The sequence below is a fragment of the Pantoea sp. X-Soil-ISGK-355 genome (assembly GCF_059730805.1).
Genome location: NZ_AP035974.1, coordinates 78,852 through 92,833 on the forward strand (window position 1 = coordinate 78,852; position 13,982 = coordinate 92,833).

Here is a 13,982-nt window from a genome sequence, read left to right on the forward strand (position 1 = left end):
TAAGCATTCTCATCGGGCTCATAGCTGACCCGTGTCTGATATGTGTTAGTAAAATCCGAATGAAATTTTAAGGAGACTGAAATGGCGAAGCCTGGATTGCTGATTATTCCGGCCATTATGAGTGCTTTTATTATGGCGGGTTGCGATTCGCCGAAGGACGCAAGTAAAGCGAATTTTAAGCGCGCTATTGACCAGAAGCTCAGCGAAAAATGCATTACCTTCCGCCCCGCCGGGATTTTCAGCTCTGGAAAATATCCTTTGACCGTAGAGGACGCTCAGGCTAACCAGTTTGTCAGCCAGTCCCAGGCCGACAAAAGAAACGGTGAAAACCAGGGCCCCCTGAACGCGCTGGTCGAGGCTGGCGTTCTTGAGGTCAGACAGGATAACGTAAAGCAGGGATTCGGGAATGGTACCGTACCGGCTCATATTTACACGCTGACTGATAAAGGAAAAAGCAGTCGTCTCTCAGAAGACAGCCCGTTCCTTTGCATTGGTAAATACCATGTTGATGAAGTCACGGGCTATACCGAACCCGGTAATGCCGGCGGTACAACGGTTTCCAAAGTTGATTACACATTCAGTCCGACTGACGTCCCCGACTGGGCAAAAGCAGAAGCCGTACGCAGTGCCTATCCCTCGATTGAGCAGTCACTCAGCGATAAGCAAAACGGACGGGCTGTGCTAGTGCTGAAAAACGATGGATGGGCAGCTGAAGCCGTTTCAGGCTCAAACCGCTGGTAATTCCTCACAGACCAGTCTTATATCCAGAAGGGTATTCTGCGATGAATACCCTGTATGATTCAGAGTGTTTGCTGGCTAATTTGCTGCCGTAGCCGCCTTACACTGTCGTTAATATTTCCTCCCGGTTGCGCTTATATACGTGCGGTACGTGCCGATAATCATTATGTGCCTCACCAGGGTACATATACCCGATACTGCGACTGATTGTGCTTATGGCTCCCATCCGGGAGCCATTTTTTATTCCGGCCAATTTTACCCTGAGAACCGGTTTATCATGAGCAGCGAAGAGGTGCATCTGGCAGACAGTGAAATCCCCACTACACTGTCTGAAAAAATTCAGCGCACAAGAGCACATATGAAATACCTGGCGTCAGGCATTATATTGATGGCTTTGAATCACCCGGCGGCGGCTGTTCCGTCCTCTCCGTTCTGGCCATCCTGCGACATCAGCGTGCAACAGCGTATCAGGGCGGATAACGGCAGCAGCGACGGTGACCCGCTTTTGTCGCATGTTTCTCTGCGCGTCAACGTGATTCAGGCCGATGCCGGTACCGCGCGTAAAGCAGGAAAGCTGTCAGAATCGCAGACGGAAATGATCTGGCATCATGCTGACCGCATCCGCGCGGATGCCACTCGCTATGCAAGTGAGCAGGGCTTCCTCAGCGCTGCTGAGCGCGCCAGTTTAGACAGAGAGCTCGATGAGGTCGCCGGACGGCTTTGTGCCCGAATCCTTCAGTCTGTAAGAGGGTAAAGTCGGTCCCACATTTTATTTTCTTAACTTCAGTACCCCACAACACGGGAGAACCAGATGAAAATCGATGTAGGTCTCAATGACAATCTTTATGATGAAGCCTGCAGGCTGACCGGGATGTGTTGTCTGATGATGGCCAGAGACGGGGAAGAGATTAACCGGACTCAGCTGACGGTTGAGCTGATGCGCCTGCTGGGAACCTGCATCGAGCAGGCGGGACAGTGTCCTCCCCCTCTGCTTTTTGCTATTGAGGAGCTGACTGCAGAGCCGGATGCAGACGCCGGGGATGACGAACCCTGAGGTTGCTCTCAACTTATCTCTGCAACTGAACTTCTGGCAGCCTGCGGTCTTCTCAGTCACGCTTCATTTACGTTACGCCTCCCGATATCTTAAAATGCGTTTCTGACGTGCTTCCTCCTCACGGAAGCACTGCATTAACGGGAACTTCATGGATAAAGGTAATCTCAACGTCAGTCATCTTGCCTGGTGCGGGCTTGTTGCCCTGAACACGGCCCGCCTTGACGGGCAGGTAAACTCTCCCGCACAGGATAATCTTTTCCTGACCCGCTGGCTGGCCACGGCGGAGAAGCAGCGGCGCTTTCCGAAGGAGCTGGCCAGCGATATCAGCTGGCTGCTGCGTGAGGGCCGTGAAAAAGGGCTGCGCGCCGACCTGCCCGGCAAGCTGGACTACCTCTGGCGCGCCGGGAACGGCAACCTGAAGGCTCAGAACGACCTGTTCCGTCTGCAGCATGCGCTGCACGCGGTGAAGCTGACCGGGTGGATTTACATGGTGCTGGCAGACAGCGAATGGAGCGGGCGCCGGCAGCTGCGCCTCAGTCCGGCCGTTTCAGGTATCTATCTTAACCGCAACGGGTTGGATTCCGGCTTTGACGAGCACGGTCAGCAGCGCATTGCCCTACCCGCCCGCATAACCGGCGAGCTACCCGCACTGGACGCGCTGCTTAGCCGTTCTGGTTGGCGTCGCGTGAAGGCGGAAAGCGAAGATGAGCTGCTTTATCACCTTCTCGCTGAAGGCTTTCCCGGAGCCTGAGCCGGCTCAGTGTGTACGACTGGACTCTGTGCAAAAACCTTAATGACCGGCTTATCCCTTGAGCCTGGCGGCGGCAATGATTGCTTTCAGGGCGTCGGTTTCCATCGGTGGCATTGTCCGGTGAACCATGGCGTGGCAGTTCGGGCAGAGCGGGACCATATCATTTACCGGGTCGGGCCGGTAATTCTCACCCACCGTATGCAGCGGGACCCGGTGATGCACGTGGATAAAGTTCCGCCCGGCTTCGCCGTAAAACTCCTCAAAGCTGAAGCCGCATCCCTGACACCGGTAGCCATGGTGCTGCAGGCAGGCTTTTCTTGCAGCAGGGTCACGCTCATAGGCATTCACAAGGATCTGCGTTTTAGCCCCTTCACTGTACGAGGCTGACGCGGATAATTCCTCGGGCAGATACTGAGCTTCCCTGCAGGCATACCATACTCCCTCCTCCTGAACGAGGTAGCGCAGCTGCAGATGATGGCTGAATTTCTTTATCCGGGATATGTCCTCAGAATATTCAGACAGGCTGTGGCCCATGACGAAAGTGTACAGTTCATAACCCTGTTTCACATATTCCAGATGCTCCAGCGCCTGCACATATCCGGGCTGGCGGCGTTGTTTACCGTCACGCGTGATGAACTCCCATGAGTCGCGCAGGATAACCTCGCGATCCTCGCCTGCTTCCGTGTCCCAGGCGCCGAAGATGACCTTCATGTCGTTGTGATCGATGAAAGACCAGCTCCACGTCCAGTTTGCGCAGGTCGCGCCCTTCGATAAGATAAACTGTTTTCTGTTCATAGCATTTTCACGAGTACGCTGATGCGGGCTACCTTATCAGGAGCAGTAAATGAATTTCTATCAAAAGCTCAGCCAGCCGGCCGTCAGGGCGGAAACTGCTGAAGAGTGGGGGCTGGCTGCCTCAGAGTGGCAAACTCTCCTGACCCAGCCTGCCGCCTATCCCTGGCGTGTGTGGTTCCGTGACAGGATACGCTACTGCAGAGCGCGCGCATCTGCGTTGCCCCGCCGGCACTGAGTCCGGCAGCTGATATAAACAACCGATACGGCTGACGTGCCGGTCCGAACGGAGCATATTAATGGCCTTTCAGAGTCCGGCCCAGAATTACACAGAGACGCGCCTGAACCTGGGTGACCTTGTCAGCCTCTCCGCTTATTCCACTTACCTGATGCGCAGCGACTGTGACATCCCTGACGCCGGCATCGTGAAAGGTTCAGTGCTGGCCATCGACCGGGCGCTGACGCCGGCGCATGGCCAGCTCATTGTTGCCGAGGTTGACGGTGAGCTGACGCTGCGTCGCCTGCTGCTGACACCTGTCCCCGCCCTTCAGGCGCTGGACGCGGATGAAACCGTCACGCTCATAGACGTAAGCCAGCCGCTGCCGGTCTGGGGCGTGGTGGCCTACGCCCTCACTGACGTGGCCGGGCTGGGATTCAGCGGACCGACGGGAGAGTGACCATGTTTGCCCTTGCGGATGCCAACAATTTTTACGCTTCCTGCGAAACCGTGTTTCGGCCCGACCTGCGCGGCCGACCCATCGTCGTGGTATCTAATAACGACGGCTGCGTCATCGCGCGTTCGGCTGAGGCGAAGCGGATGGGGATTAAAATGGCCGCCCCGCTGTTTCAGAACGAGCGCTTCTTCCGCGAAAACGGCGTGCACGTGTTCAGCTCCAACTACGAGCTGTAGTAAGTTAAGTGGAATGCAACATTGAGTGAGTAAACTTTGAGCAGCGATATTGCTGTCAGAGGAGAACACGATGCTGATCCCACCGAATGAACAAAGCCTATTGCTGGCAGAGCGCTGGCTGAAACTGTTATCCGATCTCGGGCGGGCGCAGGGCACACTCACCGCCTACCGTAGCGCCCTTCATCATTACTTTTCGTTCTGCAGCGAGAACGAAATTGAACCTGAAAAAGCCCGGTTTGAAGACCTCGCCGCCTACATCCGCCCTCAGCTGCCTGGCATGCCTTACCCTGCGGCCAGTGCCACGCTCCAGCTGCGCCTGTCTGCTATCCGTCTCTGGTATGACTTTCTTGTTTATCAGGATATATGCAGTCTCAATCCGCTACCCCGCGCGGGTTTACCGGGTGCCATTTATACCGGGCGGGGGCTTGTCCCGCGTATCACCCGCTTACCTGTAATACCTGACAATGAACAATGGCTGAGATTTCTTAAACATGTTTCAGCTGCTTCCCTGCGGGACCGGCTGATGCTCGCACTGGCCTATTTTGGTGCACTCCGCCGTGCAGAGGTGACAGCCCTGACGCTTGAGGATATCGACCCTGCTCATCGCCTGATCCGTATCCGCCCGGAAACAACGAAAAGCCGGCGTGAAAGGGTTGTGTGCTATGGTCCGGACATTACGCCGGTACTGGCAAACCTTTTCCGGCAGCTGAAGCGGGCTGGCCGGACACAGGGGGCGTTGTTCCGTTCATTTTCTGATCGTAATTACGGCACTCCTCTTTCTGTGTGGAGCTGGAGTAAAACCGTGCGCAGATGGGCTCTGGATACGGGGCTTCCACAGATTACAACCCACACCTTTCGCCATCTTCGCCTGACCCATCTGGCTCGGGCCGGCTGGAAGCTGCATGAGCTGGCGACTTATGCTGGACACAGAGATCCGCGCACCACACAGATTTATATCCATCTGTCAGGGTCCGATCTGTCTGGCCGGATAACCGCAGCCGTAGCTGAAACCGACAGGAAAATCGCTGGCCTTATTTTTCAGGCGGGGGCTTACTGATGAGTGGAAAAAAAAACACAGTCACTTATATACCTTTCAAACGCACAGATTATCAGCTGAGCGATGCGCTGAGTCCTGAGGAAAAAGACGCGATACGTACAGGCTACCGGCGGTCTGCTGCGCTCGATCGGCCAGATTCCCTGCCATATTTGCTGCTGCCTCTGCAGGACATTGCCTCACGAAGCAGTATCAGTGTCAGACTTGCCAGAATTACCCTCCTTGCCGTTCTTGCAGAAACGCACCGGTCGGGTCAGCCCTGCTGGCAGTGGACGCAGGAAAGATGGTTAACGCTCTGTGAGCAACACTGTTCCGGCAGGCCCCTGCTTGCTGCTTTTGCCTTTCATCTCGGTCCGTTTTCTTCTCCGCTCAGCCTGCCAGTGCATGGCGCACCGTCGTTGTACGCCAGTGCTATATATGGCCGGAGTATTGTCAGTCATGAAATTAACCGGCTGACAGACGTTCTGATCTCAATGGGATATGCCGGGCAGAATCAGAAGCACAATATGTCCGGTATGCTGGGTGTACTGATGCTGATGAACAACGACCCGCGTCTTGAAACTTTTACGACAGACCTCCTGTGGCGGGGGCAGAACTGCCACGACCGGGGAATCGCAAGAGCTACGGGGAAAATATCCTGTGCGCTTGCTGCTATGGGAATTATAGAGAGCCCCCTGAGAATGCGTAACTATCAGGAATGGCATGAAAAGCCAACACAAGGTATCGCACCTGACTGGGCGCGGTGGTGCCGGATGTGGCGGGAAACGTCGGTACTCCGCCCCCGCTCCAGAGAAACTCAGTACAGTTTTATTCTCCGCTGTGGCCTGTGGCTTGCCCGGGAAAAGCCGGAAATATGCGAGCCCTCTGACTGGACAATGGAAACCTGCGCCAGCTTTATTGCAATGGTCGGCAGACTGAAAGTAGACGAGCTGTCACTGGATACAAAGAAAGGGGGCAGACAATCAAAACGCTCAGGAGAACCCCTGATGCCGCATTCCCGCAGCCGGTTTGTTTATGCCATTCGCCGTTTTATGCTTGATTATGAAAGCTGGGGATGGGGGCGATTAAAGTTCAGTCCGGCCCGCCATCTGTCCACGCCTGATACACCGCTGTTTCGTCAGGGCGTGAGCCCCCGCGTTATTGATGATCCGGTCTGGCTCAGACTGGTCTGGGCGAGTCTGAACCTGCGTCAGGAAGATTTGCTGAGCGAAATTCATTATCCCCTGTCTATGCTTCAGGCTATGGCGGTTATCTGGACGCATGCCGGGCTGCGACAGAACGAGCTGTTGCGCCTGACAATGAACTGCGTTACCCCACAGGTGGATGACATTCTGCAGGAAAACAGCAGCCCTGTCCCGGCCGGTACTCTGTGCTATCTCAGCGTACCAGCCGGCAAAACGTCTAAAGCTTTTGTTAAGCCAGTCTCGTCTGTTGTGAAAAAATATGTCGATATCTGGCTCAGTGAGCGTCCTCAGGAGCAGGCAGCATTTACGGATGAACGCACCGGTGAAAAAGTTCGTTATCTGTTTCAGAACCGGGGTAAACCGGTGGGAAGAAACATAATAAATCTCACTGTCATTCCGCTTCTCTGCGCCAGAGCGGGTATGTCTGTGGAAGATTCACGCGGTCCCATTACCAGCCACCGCGGCCGTGCTTCTGCCGTTACAGCACTGGCCAGTGTTGCCGGGGGGATGTCTTTACATGAGCTGATGCAGTGGTCCGGCCATTCATCCCCACAGTCAACCCTGCATTATATTCGTATACGTCCGACTCAGCTGGCCGCTTCGTTCGTCAAAGCCGACAGGGTCTCTCATATGATAAGCGTGCTGATTGACCACGATCCGGAAGCCGCCAGTCTGACCGGACCCGCGACGTACTATGATCTGGGTGACTCATACTGCACGAACCCTTTCTGGAGCAGCTGTCAGCACCGGATGGCCTGCATCGGCTGCGATTTTAACCTGCTTAAAGACAGCGCGCGCGGGCTGATAATGGAGAGTAAAGCATCCATCCGGCGTTACCTCGAAGAGGTTCCGCTCACTCCCGATGAGAGATCCATACTGGAGCAGGATGCTGAAAAGGTTGAGCGGGTTCTTACAAGACTGGATCCACAATCCTGACGGATCAGATGCTTACAATGTCCGGCCTGAGGGTGTCAGCGCAGAGTCAGTACAGACGACCGAACGTCGTATCTGATATAAATCTGATTATAGCGGGCGTGATGCCGTAACTGATGGAGCAGCAGATGAGAAAACAGAAGCGATGTATGGGGTATGTGGCTGTTGTGGTCGATGACTACGATCGTGCAATTGAGTATTACACCGATAAGCTGGGCTTTACCCTGATTGAGGACACGCCGCAGCCGGGTAAGCGCTGGGTCGTGGTGACGCCGGACCCTGACAGCGACTGTGCTATTCTTCTTGCCCGCGCGTCGAACGATCGGCAGGAAGGCTTTATCGGCAATCAGTGCGGCGGACGGGTTTTTCTGTTCCTGCAGACCGACAACTTCTGGCGCGACTACAATGCTATGAAGGCAAAAGGCGTCCACTTCTGTCAGGAGCCGCGTGAGGAAGAATACGGAATGGTTGTCGTGTTTGAGGACATCTATGGCAATCGCTGGGACCTTTACCAGAACAGACAGACCTGAAACTCTGTCACGACAGTGCCCCGGATTTACGAGAAGCATTACAGGCGTAAACCCTGTCGGGTCAGGCCCGCAGAGAGCGCTTCTGAACAATATACTGAACTGTCTGACCTCAGTGCAGCGGTCGCTGCACTGAGGTCTCGCCTGGATTAAAGGCCGTACGGTCCGGGTTAACCACACAGCGTCATGATATAAAATCCGGCCGCCGTCATGGCCAGCGAACCCAGCACGTGTATCAGCACCGAGGCGGCTGCCCAGGCATAGCTGCCTGACTGCAGCAGGGCAAAAACCTCAGCTGAAAATGTGGAGAAGGTCGTCATTCCTCCACACAGCCCGGTGGTAATGAGCAGCCGCCAGGCCGGATCGAGGCCGGGATGGCGCAGAAAATACGCCAGGGCCGCCCCGATGATAAATCCACCCAGCAGGTTGACCAGCAGCGTCCCCGGCGGCAGGTCCGGAAAAAGCGCATTCAGGCGCGCGCCCAGCTGCCAGCGGATAACACACCCTAAAGCACCGCCGGTGATGACGGCAAAAAGCTGATTCACGTTCACTCCTTTTTTTTAATATTCAGAACATCACGGGACACGACCTGGGCGGCCGCATCCATCTGATATACGACCGGCACGCCGGTCGGGATGTGCAGCTGTGCCACGCTGTCGTAAGGCATGCCGTCCAGGAAGGCGGTCAGGGCGCGCAGCGTGTTGCCGTGCGCCACAACCAGAACGGAACTTCCGCAGCGTAACTGCGGTACCACAGCATGCTGCCAGTACGGCATGACGCGGCGCAGCGTCATTTCCAGGCTTTCCGTTGCAGGCAGGTCGGCCAGCGCAACGCGGCGGTAGCGCAGATCCCGACGCAGCTGCGCCGGAGCCTCCGCGTCCGCGGGCGGAATGCCGCTGAAGCTTTTGCGCCAGAGCCGGACAGTCTCTTCCCCCATTATCCGGGCAGCGTCGTCCTTGTTCAGCCCCTGCAGCGCCCCGTAGTGGCGCTCATTCAGTCGCCAGCTCTTTTCCACGGGCGTCCAGCTGCGGTCAAGACGGTCCAGCACCCGCCAGACCGTGTGAACGCAGCGTGTCATCACCGAGGTGAAGACCCGGTCGGGCATCAGGCCCGCTGCCCGCAACGCGTCACCGGCCCGGTCGGCCTCCTGCCGCCCCCTGACCGTCAGCGGCACGTCTGTCCATCCGGTAAAACGGTTTTCCCGGTTCCACTGGCTTTCGCCGTGACGCAAAAGGATCAGCGTTGCAGAGGCCACAGGCATTCCTTCTGTGCCGGACGGGGACCGTCCGGCGGATGTGCTACGTGCGGCGCACAAACGCATGAAGCCCCGCGTAGTGCGCATCGTCACCCAGCGCCTGCTCAATGCGCATCAGCTGGTTGTACTTTTCCACGCGTTCGCCGCGGCACGGCGCGCCGGTTTTCAGGTGTCCCGCGCGCAGGGCCACCGTCAGGTCGGCAAGGAACGTGTCCGTGGTTTCCCCGCTGCGGTGGGACATGAACGCGCCCCAGCCGTGCCGCTGGCAGAGCGCCACGGCGTCCAGCGTTTCGCTGAGCGAGCCTATCTGATTGAGTTTAATCAGTGCGGCGCTGGCGAGGTTTTCGTCAATGCCGCGCTGGATATACTTCACGTTGGTGACAAACAGGTCGTCACCAACCAGTTCGGCCCTGCCCGCAAGCTGCCGGTGCAAATGCTTCCAGCCCGCCCAGTCGTCCTCGGCCAGGCCGTCTTCCAGCAGGATGACGGGAAACTGGTCCATCAGCTCGCCGTAGTATGCCGTCATTTCCGCCGCGCTCAGCGCGCTGCCCTCGGTGCGCAGATGATATTTGCCGTCTGCGAAAAACTCACTTGAGGCAGGGTCCATGCAGATGCTGATGTCTTCTCCGGGCCGGTATCCGGCTTTCTCAATGGCCTGTACGATAAACGCCAGCGGGTCGCGGTTTGACGACACGGCGGGCGCAAAACCGCCTTCGTCGCCCACTGCCGCCGACAGGTTGTTGTCCAGCAGGATCTGGCGCAGCGCCTGGTAGACCTCGCTGCCCTGACGTACGGCCTCGCGCAGCGTGGGTGCGCCGTGCGGGGCTATCATGAACTCCTGAAAGTCCGCGCCCTGACCGCGGGCGTGCACGCCGCCGTTGATAATGTTCATGCACGGCACGGGCAGCAGGTTCGCCTGCAGGCCACCCAGGTAGCGCCACAGCGGCTCGTGGGAGGCCTGTGCCGCCAGCCGGGCCACCGCCAGCGACACGCCCAGAATGGCATTGGCACCCAGGCGACTCTTGTTCTCCGTGCCGTCCAGCGCCAGCATGATGTTGTCCAGCTGACGCTGTTCGCGCACGTCGCTGCCGCGCACGGCCTGGCAGATTTCCGTATTAACCGCCCTGACGGCATCCAGCACGCCTTTACCGCCAAAACGGTGTGCGTCACCGTCGCGGCGCTCTGCGGCCTCGCGCGAGCCGGTACTGGCCCCGGAAGGCACCGAGGCGCGCGCCATCATCCCGTCCGTAGTCCGGGCTTCAACTTCAACGGTGGGGTTGCCGCGCGAGTCAAGAATTTCACGGGCGGTTACGTTATCCAGTGTAAAGCGCATGGTGTTTCTCCCGGTTCAGTCAGTCAGGTGAGTGATAAGCACATCCACCGTAAGGTGGTTGATGTAGTCCGCCGAGCGGGAGGTGAGCATTCCCATAAAGCGGTTTCGGTGCCCGGCAAGCACGAGGTCCACGCCCAGCTCCGCGATGCACTTCTCCACGTCCTCAACGCGGCGCATGGTCACCAGCTCCCGCGTGTCTACCGTCTCAGGCACGGAGGCCGCCAGCTCACTCATAAACGCTTTGCCTTTCAGCACCTCCTCCGACACGACGTCGTCCATCAGGCTGTCAGACACGTAGTTCATCTCCCGGTAGTCGTCGCTGATGTGCGCCAGGGTGATTTTCATGCCGAGCGGCTGCGCCAGCGCGACCGCCCGTTTCAGCAGAAGAGTGCCGTCGTTTTTATCGTTCACAAGTATCAGTGCGTGGGTGTAGCAGGTCATAATGAACCTCCGTTCTGGTTAAGGCGGGACTCAAGCCACGGCAGAAGCTGCTTTTTGCGGCTGAGCATGCCCGGTACGGAGCAGGAGGCGACGTTAACGCTCTCCCGCCCGGCGAAGTAAAGCGTTGAGAACCCGGTACGAATGTCGGTCAGCATCAGCACCGCCAGGCCAGCTCCCGACTGGTCTGCCAGATACGCCAGTGCTGCGAGCAGGTCGTTCATCACGGGGGCAACCTGTGACGGTGAGCTGACCTCAATCTGGGCTATGCGCACGTCGGTGCCGGCAATGACGAAGGCCTTGAGGTCCCTGTCCAGCAGCTGCTGTGCGCTGAGGCCGCTGACGTCTGTTTTTGCGGTGAGGAGGTCACGGGCGAAGGCTCTGCGGTTTACGCCAGACAGTGCGCCCAGTTCGGTCGCCGAACGGATATCGTCTTCGGTGGTGGTCGGCGAGCGAAGATTCACGGTATCACTCAGGAGTGCGCCCAGCAGAAGCACGGCGAGCGTCGGGGGCAGCATGCGGCGCGCTTCTGCGTCCATCAGCAGCCAGAGCAGCGTGGCGCTGCTGCCAACCGGGCGAATATGTACCTCCGGCGGCAGTTGCGTTATCAGCCCGCCCAGCCGGTGGTGGTCAGTGATGCCCACGACGTTGCTCCGGAGCAGGTCGTCAGGCCCCTGTGCCGGTTCGGTGAAATCGACCAGCCAGACCCGTTCATCCTTTAGCGGAAAAGCGAGCAGCGGCGGCAGCGTGAGGCCGGCGGCGTCAAAGATAAAGCGGGTTTCCCGGTTAGCCTCGCCGAGACGCCATGCGCGGGCATCCATTCCGCGCCCGGTCAGCCAGTGTGCGGTGACGACGGTCGTGCAGATGGCGTCGCTGTCAGGATTAATGTGGCCAAAAACGTGTATCACAGGTCTCTCCCCATAGAGGGAAGTACGCAGGCCGGGAGGAAAGTAAGGACGGCCTGACGCACCTCCTGAAAATCAAGAGTCACATCAGGCGTCATCAGCTCCTGAACGGAGCGGTTGGGAAGGGTGGAACGCCATCACCCTGTACTGTGAGTATAGAGCCGGTTGCAAAACCTGTCAGTATTATTCCGGCGGCGCTCTCAGCCCGCCAGCGCAGTGCGTGCCTCGCGGAGCACCTGGCGGATGTTTTCCGGCACTGCCGGGCTTGTGCAAAGCGACAGCGGGCTGGGGTGAGGCATAGTCAGCACCGTGACGCCGGGGCGAAGGCAGCTGACCGTCCCGCGGGCCTGCGCCGCTACGGCACCGGCCAGCACCACCACGCGCAGCGCGGGCAGATACGCCAGCACGCCCTCAAGCCAGGCGCAGCCGCTGCGGATGTCCGCCGCTGAGGGCCGTTTCTGCGGCCCGTCACTGACCCAGGGCACCGTATTCCACAGCACGCTGTCCCGGCGCGCAATACCGGCCTCCGCCAGAAACCGCCCCAGATTCTGCTGGGCCGGCCCCGGGTTATCCCGCGACACAAACCGGGGTGACGGGCTGCTGCGCGCCGGCGACTGCAGCAGGACAAGCAGTCCGGCCCCGGTCCCGCCGTCGGCCGGATCAAACCACGGCAGTTCCACGCCGGCCTGACGCTGCCCGCTGACCCAGCGATTCAGCGCGGCCACGTGCGGCGCGGTGACTGCCGCGAGGCGTTCCTCGCGTAAAAACGGGTCCAGCAGCGACGTGCAGGTTTCACTCACGGCTTCCGGTCCAGGCCTGCCAGGCAGGGGGAAACAAAGAGTTTCCCGCTCCATGCCCCGCGCACCGTCTTCACCGCGACCAGCAGCCACATGGCGGCCAGCATGACGACAAGAAGCGCGCCGAAGCCTTTAAAGAACGCCAGGTCAACGAGGGTGGACAGCTTCAGCGTGGCGACGGTGTACACGCCCAGCGGGAAGGTAAAGCCCCACCATCCCAGGTTGAACGGAATGCCTTCACGAAAGTATCGCACGGTTATCAGCGTGGCCAGCAGCATCCACCACAGGCCGCAGCCCCAGAAGAGAATGCCGGCAACGAACCCCACGCCCTGCGCGATGTGAGCGATTTCCGGCATGCCCGCCGCGGCAAACACCCCGGGCGCATCGCCGCCGATGACCAGCATACCGAGCGAACCGGTGCCAATCGGCCCCAGGGCCAGCCAGCTTGAGGCTGCCATGCTTTCGTGCGGCAGCTTGTGCAGGGCCATACGCAGCAGCAGGATGGCAAGGATGCTCAGCGCCACCGGTACGGAGTAAGCCCACAGCACGTAGCTGGTAATAATGATGCCGAGCTGCGCGTGGGTGTCGGCAATGTGCGGCGCCAGCAGGCCGCCGCTGACCGCCGCGACCTCGGCAGCCACAACCGGCAGTAACCAGACGGCCGTCATCTGGTCAATGCTGTGCTGCTGCCGGGTAAACATCATGTAAGGAATACACACGCCGCACAGCAGCGACATCGCCACGTCCAGCCACCACAGGGCGTGCGCCACCGGAATGACGTCTGCGCCCCACCGGGGAAGACCGAACGCCAGCAGGCCGTTGATGATGGTCGCCATGCCCATCGGGATGGTGCCGAAGAACATGGACACGGTTGAATGGCCGAAGATGCGCTTTGCCTCACCGAAGTACATGACCCAGCGGGCCAGATACATCACGGCAAAAACGCTGAACAGCAGGATGTTAAACATCCACAGCCCTTCCGCGACGAGGCGCAATCCCGGAACCGGCCAGGGGAACTGCGCCAGAGACAGCGACAGGATACCGGTTCCCATGGTGGCGGCGAACCAGTTTGGCGTGAACTGACGTATGGCCTCTTTCGGGCTGCTCAGCGCGCTCAGCGGGCGTGCTCCGTTATGCAGGGTAAATATTTTATCGTTCATGCCGGGATCTCCTGTGTAAACAGAAACAGTATAGGCATGCAGACGTAAATCTTTAAAACAGGTTATTCAGCTAAAATAAATCTGTAAAAGTGGTTTATCCTCCCTCACCCTGCGAAAGACTGTTACTGCACCGGAGTGAGGGAGGGACTGA

Annotated in this window: 16 protein-coding genes, 1 pseudogene and 1 riboswitch; of the genes and pseudogenes, 9 read left to right on the top strand and 8 right to left on the bottom strand. The window is 58.5% G+C overall.

The genetic code is table 11. The annotated features are described in order from the left end of the window. Positions 1–81 precede the first annotated feature (81 nt). From AC6I8J_RS22350 to AC6I8J_RS22365, 4 genes are all read left to right on the top strand, one after another. The gene (locus AC6I8J_RS22350; RefSeq protein ID WP_497825951.1) at positions 82–741 is read left to right on the top strand and encodes an SEN1982 family lipoprotein; all 660 of its coding nucleotides are present in this window, start codon (positions 82–84) and stop codon (positions 739–741) included. A 148-nt stretch (positions 742–889) separates the two neighbouring features. Beyond that, positions 890–1,492, top strand: coding sequence for a hypothetical protein (locus AC6I8J_RS22355; RefSeq protein ID WP_497825952.1), 603 nt, complete (start codon positions 890–892; stop codon positions 1,490–1,492). A 57-nt stretch (positions 1,493–1,549) separates the two neighbouring features. Continuing rightward, positions 1,550–1,792, top strand: a complete 243-nt coding sequence (locus AC6I8J_RS22360; protein ID WP_497825953.1) for a hypothetical protein — start codon at positions 1,550–1,552, stop codon at positions 1,790–1,792. Between the two features lie 148 nt (positions 1,793–1,940). Beyond that, positions 1,941–2,543, top strand: coding sequence for a DUF2913 family protein (locus AC6I8J_RS22365; protein WP_497825954.1), 603 nt, complete (start codon positions 1,941–1,943; stop codon positions 2,541–2,543). Between the two features lie 51 nt (positions 2,544–2,594). Here AC6I8J_RS22365 and AC6I8J_RS22370 read toward each other — a convergent pair whose 3' ends face one another. Further along, on the bottom strand, positions 2,595–3,338 hold the full coding sequence (locus AC6I8J_RS22370) for an HNH endonuclease (protein ID WP_497825955.1): 744 nt from the start codon (positions 3,336–3,338) through the stop codon (positions 2,595–2,597). A 296-nt stretch (positions 3,339–3,634) separates the two neighbouring features. Between AC6I8J_RS22370 and AC6I8J_RS22375 the strand changes: the two genes are divergently transcribed. The 5 genes and pseudogenes from AC6I8J_RS22375 to AC6I8J_RS22395 all read left to right on the top strand — a co-directional run bounded on the left by AC6I8J_RS22375 (position 3,635) and on the right by AC6I8J_RS22395 (position 7,946). Next, entirely contained in the window at positions 3,635–4,012 is a 378-nt protein-coding gene (locus tag AC6I8J_RS22375) for a S24 family peptidase (RefSeq protein WP_497825956.1), read from the top strand. A 2-nt stretch (positions 4,013–4,014) separates the two neighbouring features. Beyond that, positions 4,015–4,242 (top strand): annotated as a pseudogene (locus AC6I8J_RS22380) (Y-family DNA polymerase); the annotation flags it as partial. A gap of 73 nt (positions 4,243–4,315) precedes the next feature. Beyond that, a complete protein-coding gene (locus tag AC6I8J_RS22385) occupies positions 4,316–5,302 on the top strand; it encodes a tyrosine-type recombinase/integrase (protein WP_147194358.1) in 987 nt (328 codons plus the stop codon). After that, positions 5,302–7,419: a tyrosine-type recombinase/integrase gene (locus AC6I8J_RS22390; RefSeq protein ID WP_110412210.1), complete on the top strand. Its 2,118-nt coding sequence runs from the start codon at positions 5,302–5,304 to the stop codon at positions 7,417–7,419. The genes AC6I8J_RS22385 and AC6I8J_RS22390 overlap by 1 nt, the downstream gene beginning before the upstream one ends. A 125-nt stretch (positions 7,420–7,544) precedes the next feature. Next, a complete protein-coding gene (locus AC6I8J_RS22395) occupies positions 7,545–7,946 on the top strand; it encodes a VOC family protein (RefSeq protein ID WP_085016764.1) in 402 nt (133 codons plus the stop codon). A gap of 167 nt (positions 7,947–8,113) precedes the next feature. On the opposite strand, the gene crcB is transcribed toward AC6I8J_RS22395, so the two are convergent. The 7 genes from crcB to AC6I8J_RS22430 all read right to left on the bottom strand — a co-directional run bounded on the left by crcB (position 8,114) and on the right by AC6I8J_RS22430 (position 13,831). Next, positions 8,114–8,488 (bottom strand): fluoride efflux transporter CrcB, encoded by a 375-nt coding sequence (gene crcB, locus AC6I8J_RS22400; protein WP_010260804.1) that lies wholly within the window; start codon positions 8,486–8,488, stop codon positions 8,114–8,116. A gap of 2 nt (positions 8,489–8,490) precedes the next feature. Beyond that, on the bottom strand, positions 8,491–9,198 hold the full coding sequence (locus AC6I8J_RS22405) for a 2,3-bisphosphoglycerate-dependent phosphoglycerate mutase (RefSeq protein WP_085016765.1): 708 nt from the start codon (positions 9,196–9,198) through the stop codon (positions 8,491–8,493). Between the two features lie 43 nt (positions 9,199–9,241). Next, complete coding sequence (gene eno, locus AC6I8J_RS22410) at positions 9,242–10,531, bottom strand: phosphopyruvate hydratase (protein WP_085016766.1); 1,290 nt, start codon at positions 10,529–10,531, stop codon at positions 9,242–9,244. A gap of 15 nt (positions 10,532–10,546) precedes the next feature. Then, complete coding sequence (locus tag AC6I8J_RS22415) at positions 10,547–10,972, bottom strand: universal stress protein (RefSeq protein ID WP_085016767.1); 426 nt, start codon at positions 10,970–10,972, stop codon at positions 10,547–10,549. Continuing rightward, on the bottom strand, positions 10,969–11,877 hold the full coding sequence (locus AC6I8J_RS22420; protein WP_085016768.1) for a DHHA2 domain-containing protein: 909 nt from the start codon (positions 11,875–11,877) through the stop codon (positions 10,969–10,971). Before AC6I8J_RS22420 ends, AC6I8J_RS22415 begins: the two co-directional genes overlap by 4 nt. Before the next feature lie 78 nt (positions 11,878–11,955). After that, positions 11,956–12,025, bottom strand: a riboswitch (Fluoride riboswitch). 49 nt (positions 12,026–12,074) lie between these two features. Then, positions 12,075–12,674 carry a uracil-DNA glycosylase family protein gene (locus AC6I8J_RS22425; RefSeq protein ID WP_497825957.1) on the bottom strand — a complete coding sequence of 200 codons (600 nt, stop codon included), beginning with the start codon at positions 12,672–12,674 and terminating at the stop codon, positions 12,075–12,077. Further along, on the bottom strand, positions 12,671–13,831 hold the full coding sequence (locus AC6I8J_RS22430) for a TDT family transporter (RefSeq protein WP_497825958.1): 1,161 nt from the start codon (positions 13,829–13,831) through the stop codon (positions 12,671–12,673). The genes AC6I8J_RS22425 and AC6I8J_RS22430 overlap by 4 nt, the downstream gene beginning before the upstream one ends. Positions 13,832–13,982 lie beyond the last annotated feature (151 nt).

Coding starts and splice junctions, on each gene's coding strand:
- AC6I8J_RS22365 (WP_497825954.1), top strand. CDS start 1,941: ATGGATAAAGGTAATCTCAACGTCAGTCATCTTGCCTGGTGCGGGCTT.
- AC6I8J_RS22415 (WP_085016767.1), bottom strand. CDS start 10,972: ATGACCTGCTACACCCACGCACTGATACTTGTGAACGATAAAAACGAC.
- AC6I8J_RS22350 (WP_497825951.1), top strand. CDS start 82: ATGGCGAAGCCTGGATTGCTGATTATTCCGGCCATTATGAGTGCTTTT.
- AC6I8J_RS22375 (WP_497825956.1), top strand. CDS start 3,635: ATGGCCTTTCAGAGTCCGGCCCAGAATTACACAGAGACGCGCCTGAAC.
- eno (WP_085016766.1), bottom strand. CDS start 10,531: ATGCGCTTTACACTGGATAACGTAACCGCCCGTGAAATTCTTGACTCG.
- AC6I8J_RS22430 (WP_497825958.1), bottom strand. CDS start 13,831: ATGAACGATAAAATATTTACCCTGCATAACGGAGCACGCCCGCTGAGC.
- AC6I8J_RS22385 (WP_147194358.1), top strand. CDS start 4,316: ATGCTGATCCCACCGAATGAACAAAGCCTATTGCTGGCAGAGCGCTGG.
- AC6I8J_RS22370 (WP_497825955.1), bottom strand. CDS start 3,338: ATGAACAGAAAACAGTTTATCTTATCGAAGGGCGCGACCTGCGCAAAC.
- AC6I8J_RS22395 (WP_085016764.1), top strand. CDS start 7,545: ATGAGAAAACAGAAGCGATGTATGGGGTATGTGGCTGTTGTGGTCGAT.
- AC6I8J_RS22390 (WP_110412210.1), top strand. CDS start 5,302: ATGAGTGGAAAAAAAAACACAGTCACTTATATACCTTTCAAACGCACA.
- AC6I8J_RS22360 (WP_497825953.1), top strand. CDS start 1,550: ATGAAAATCGATGTAGGTCTCAATGACAATCTTTATGATGAAGCCTGC.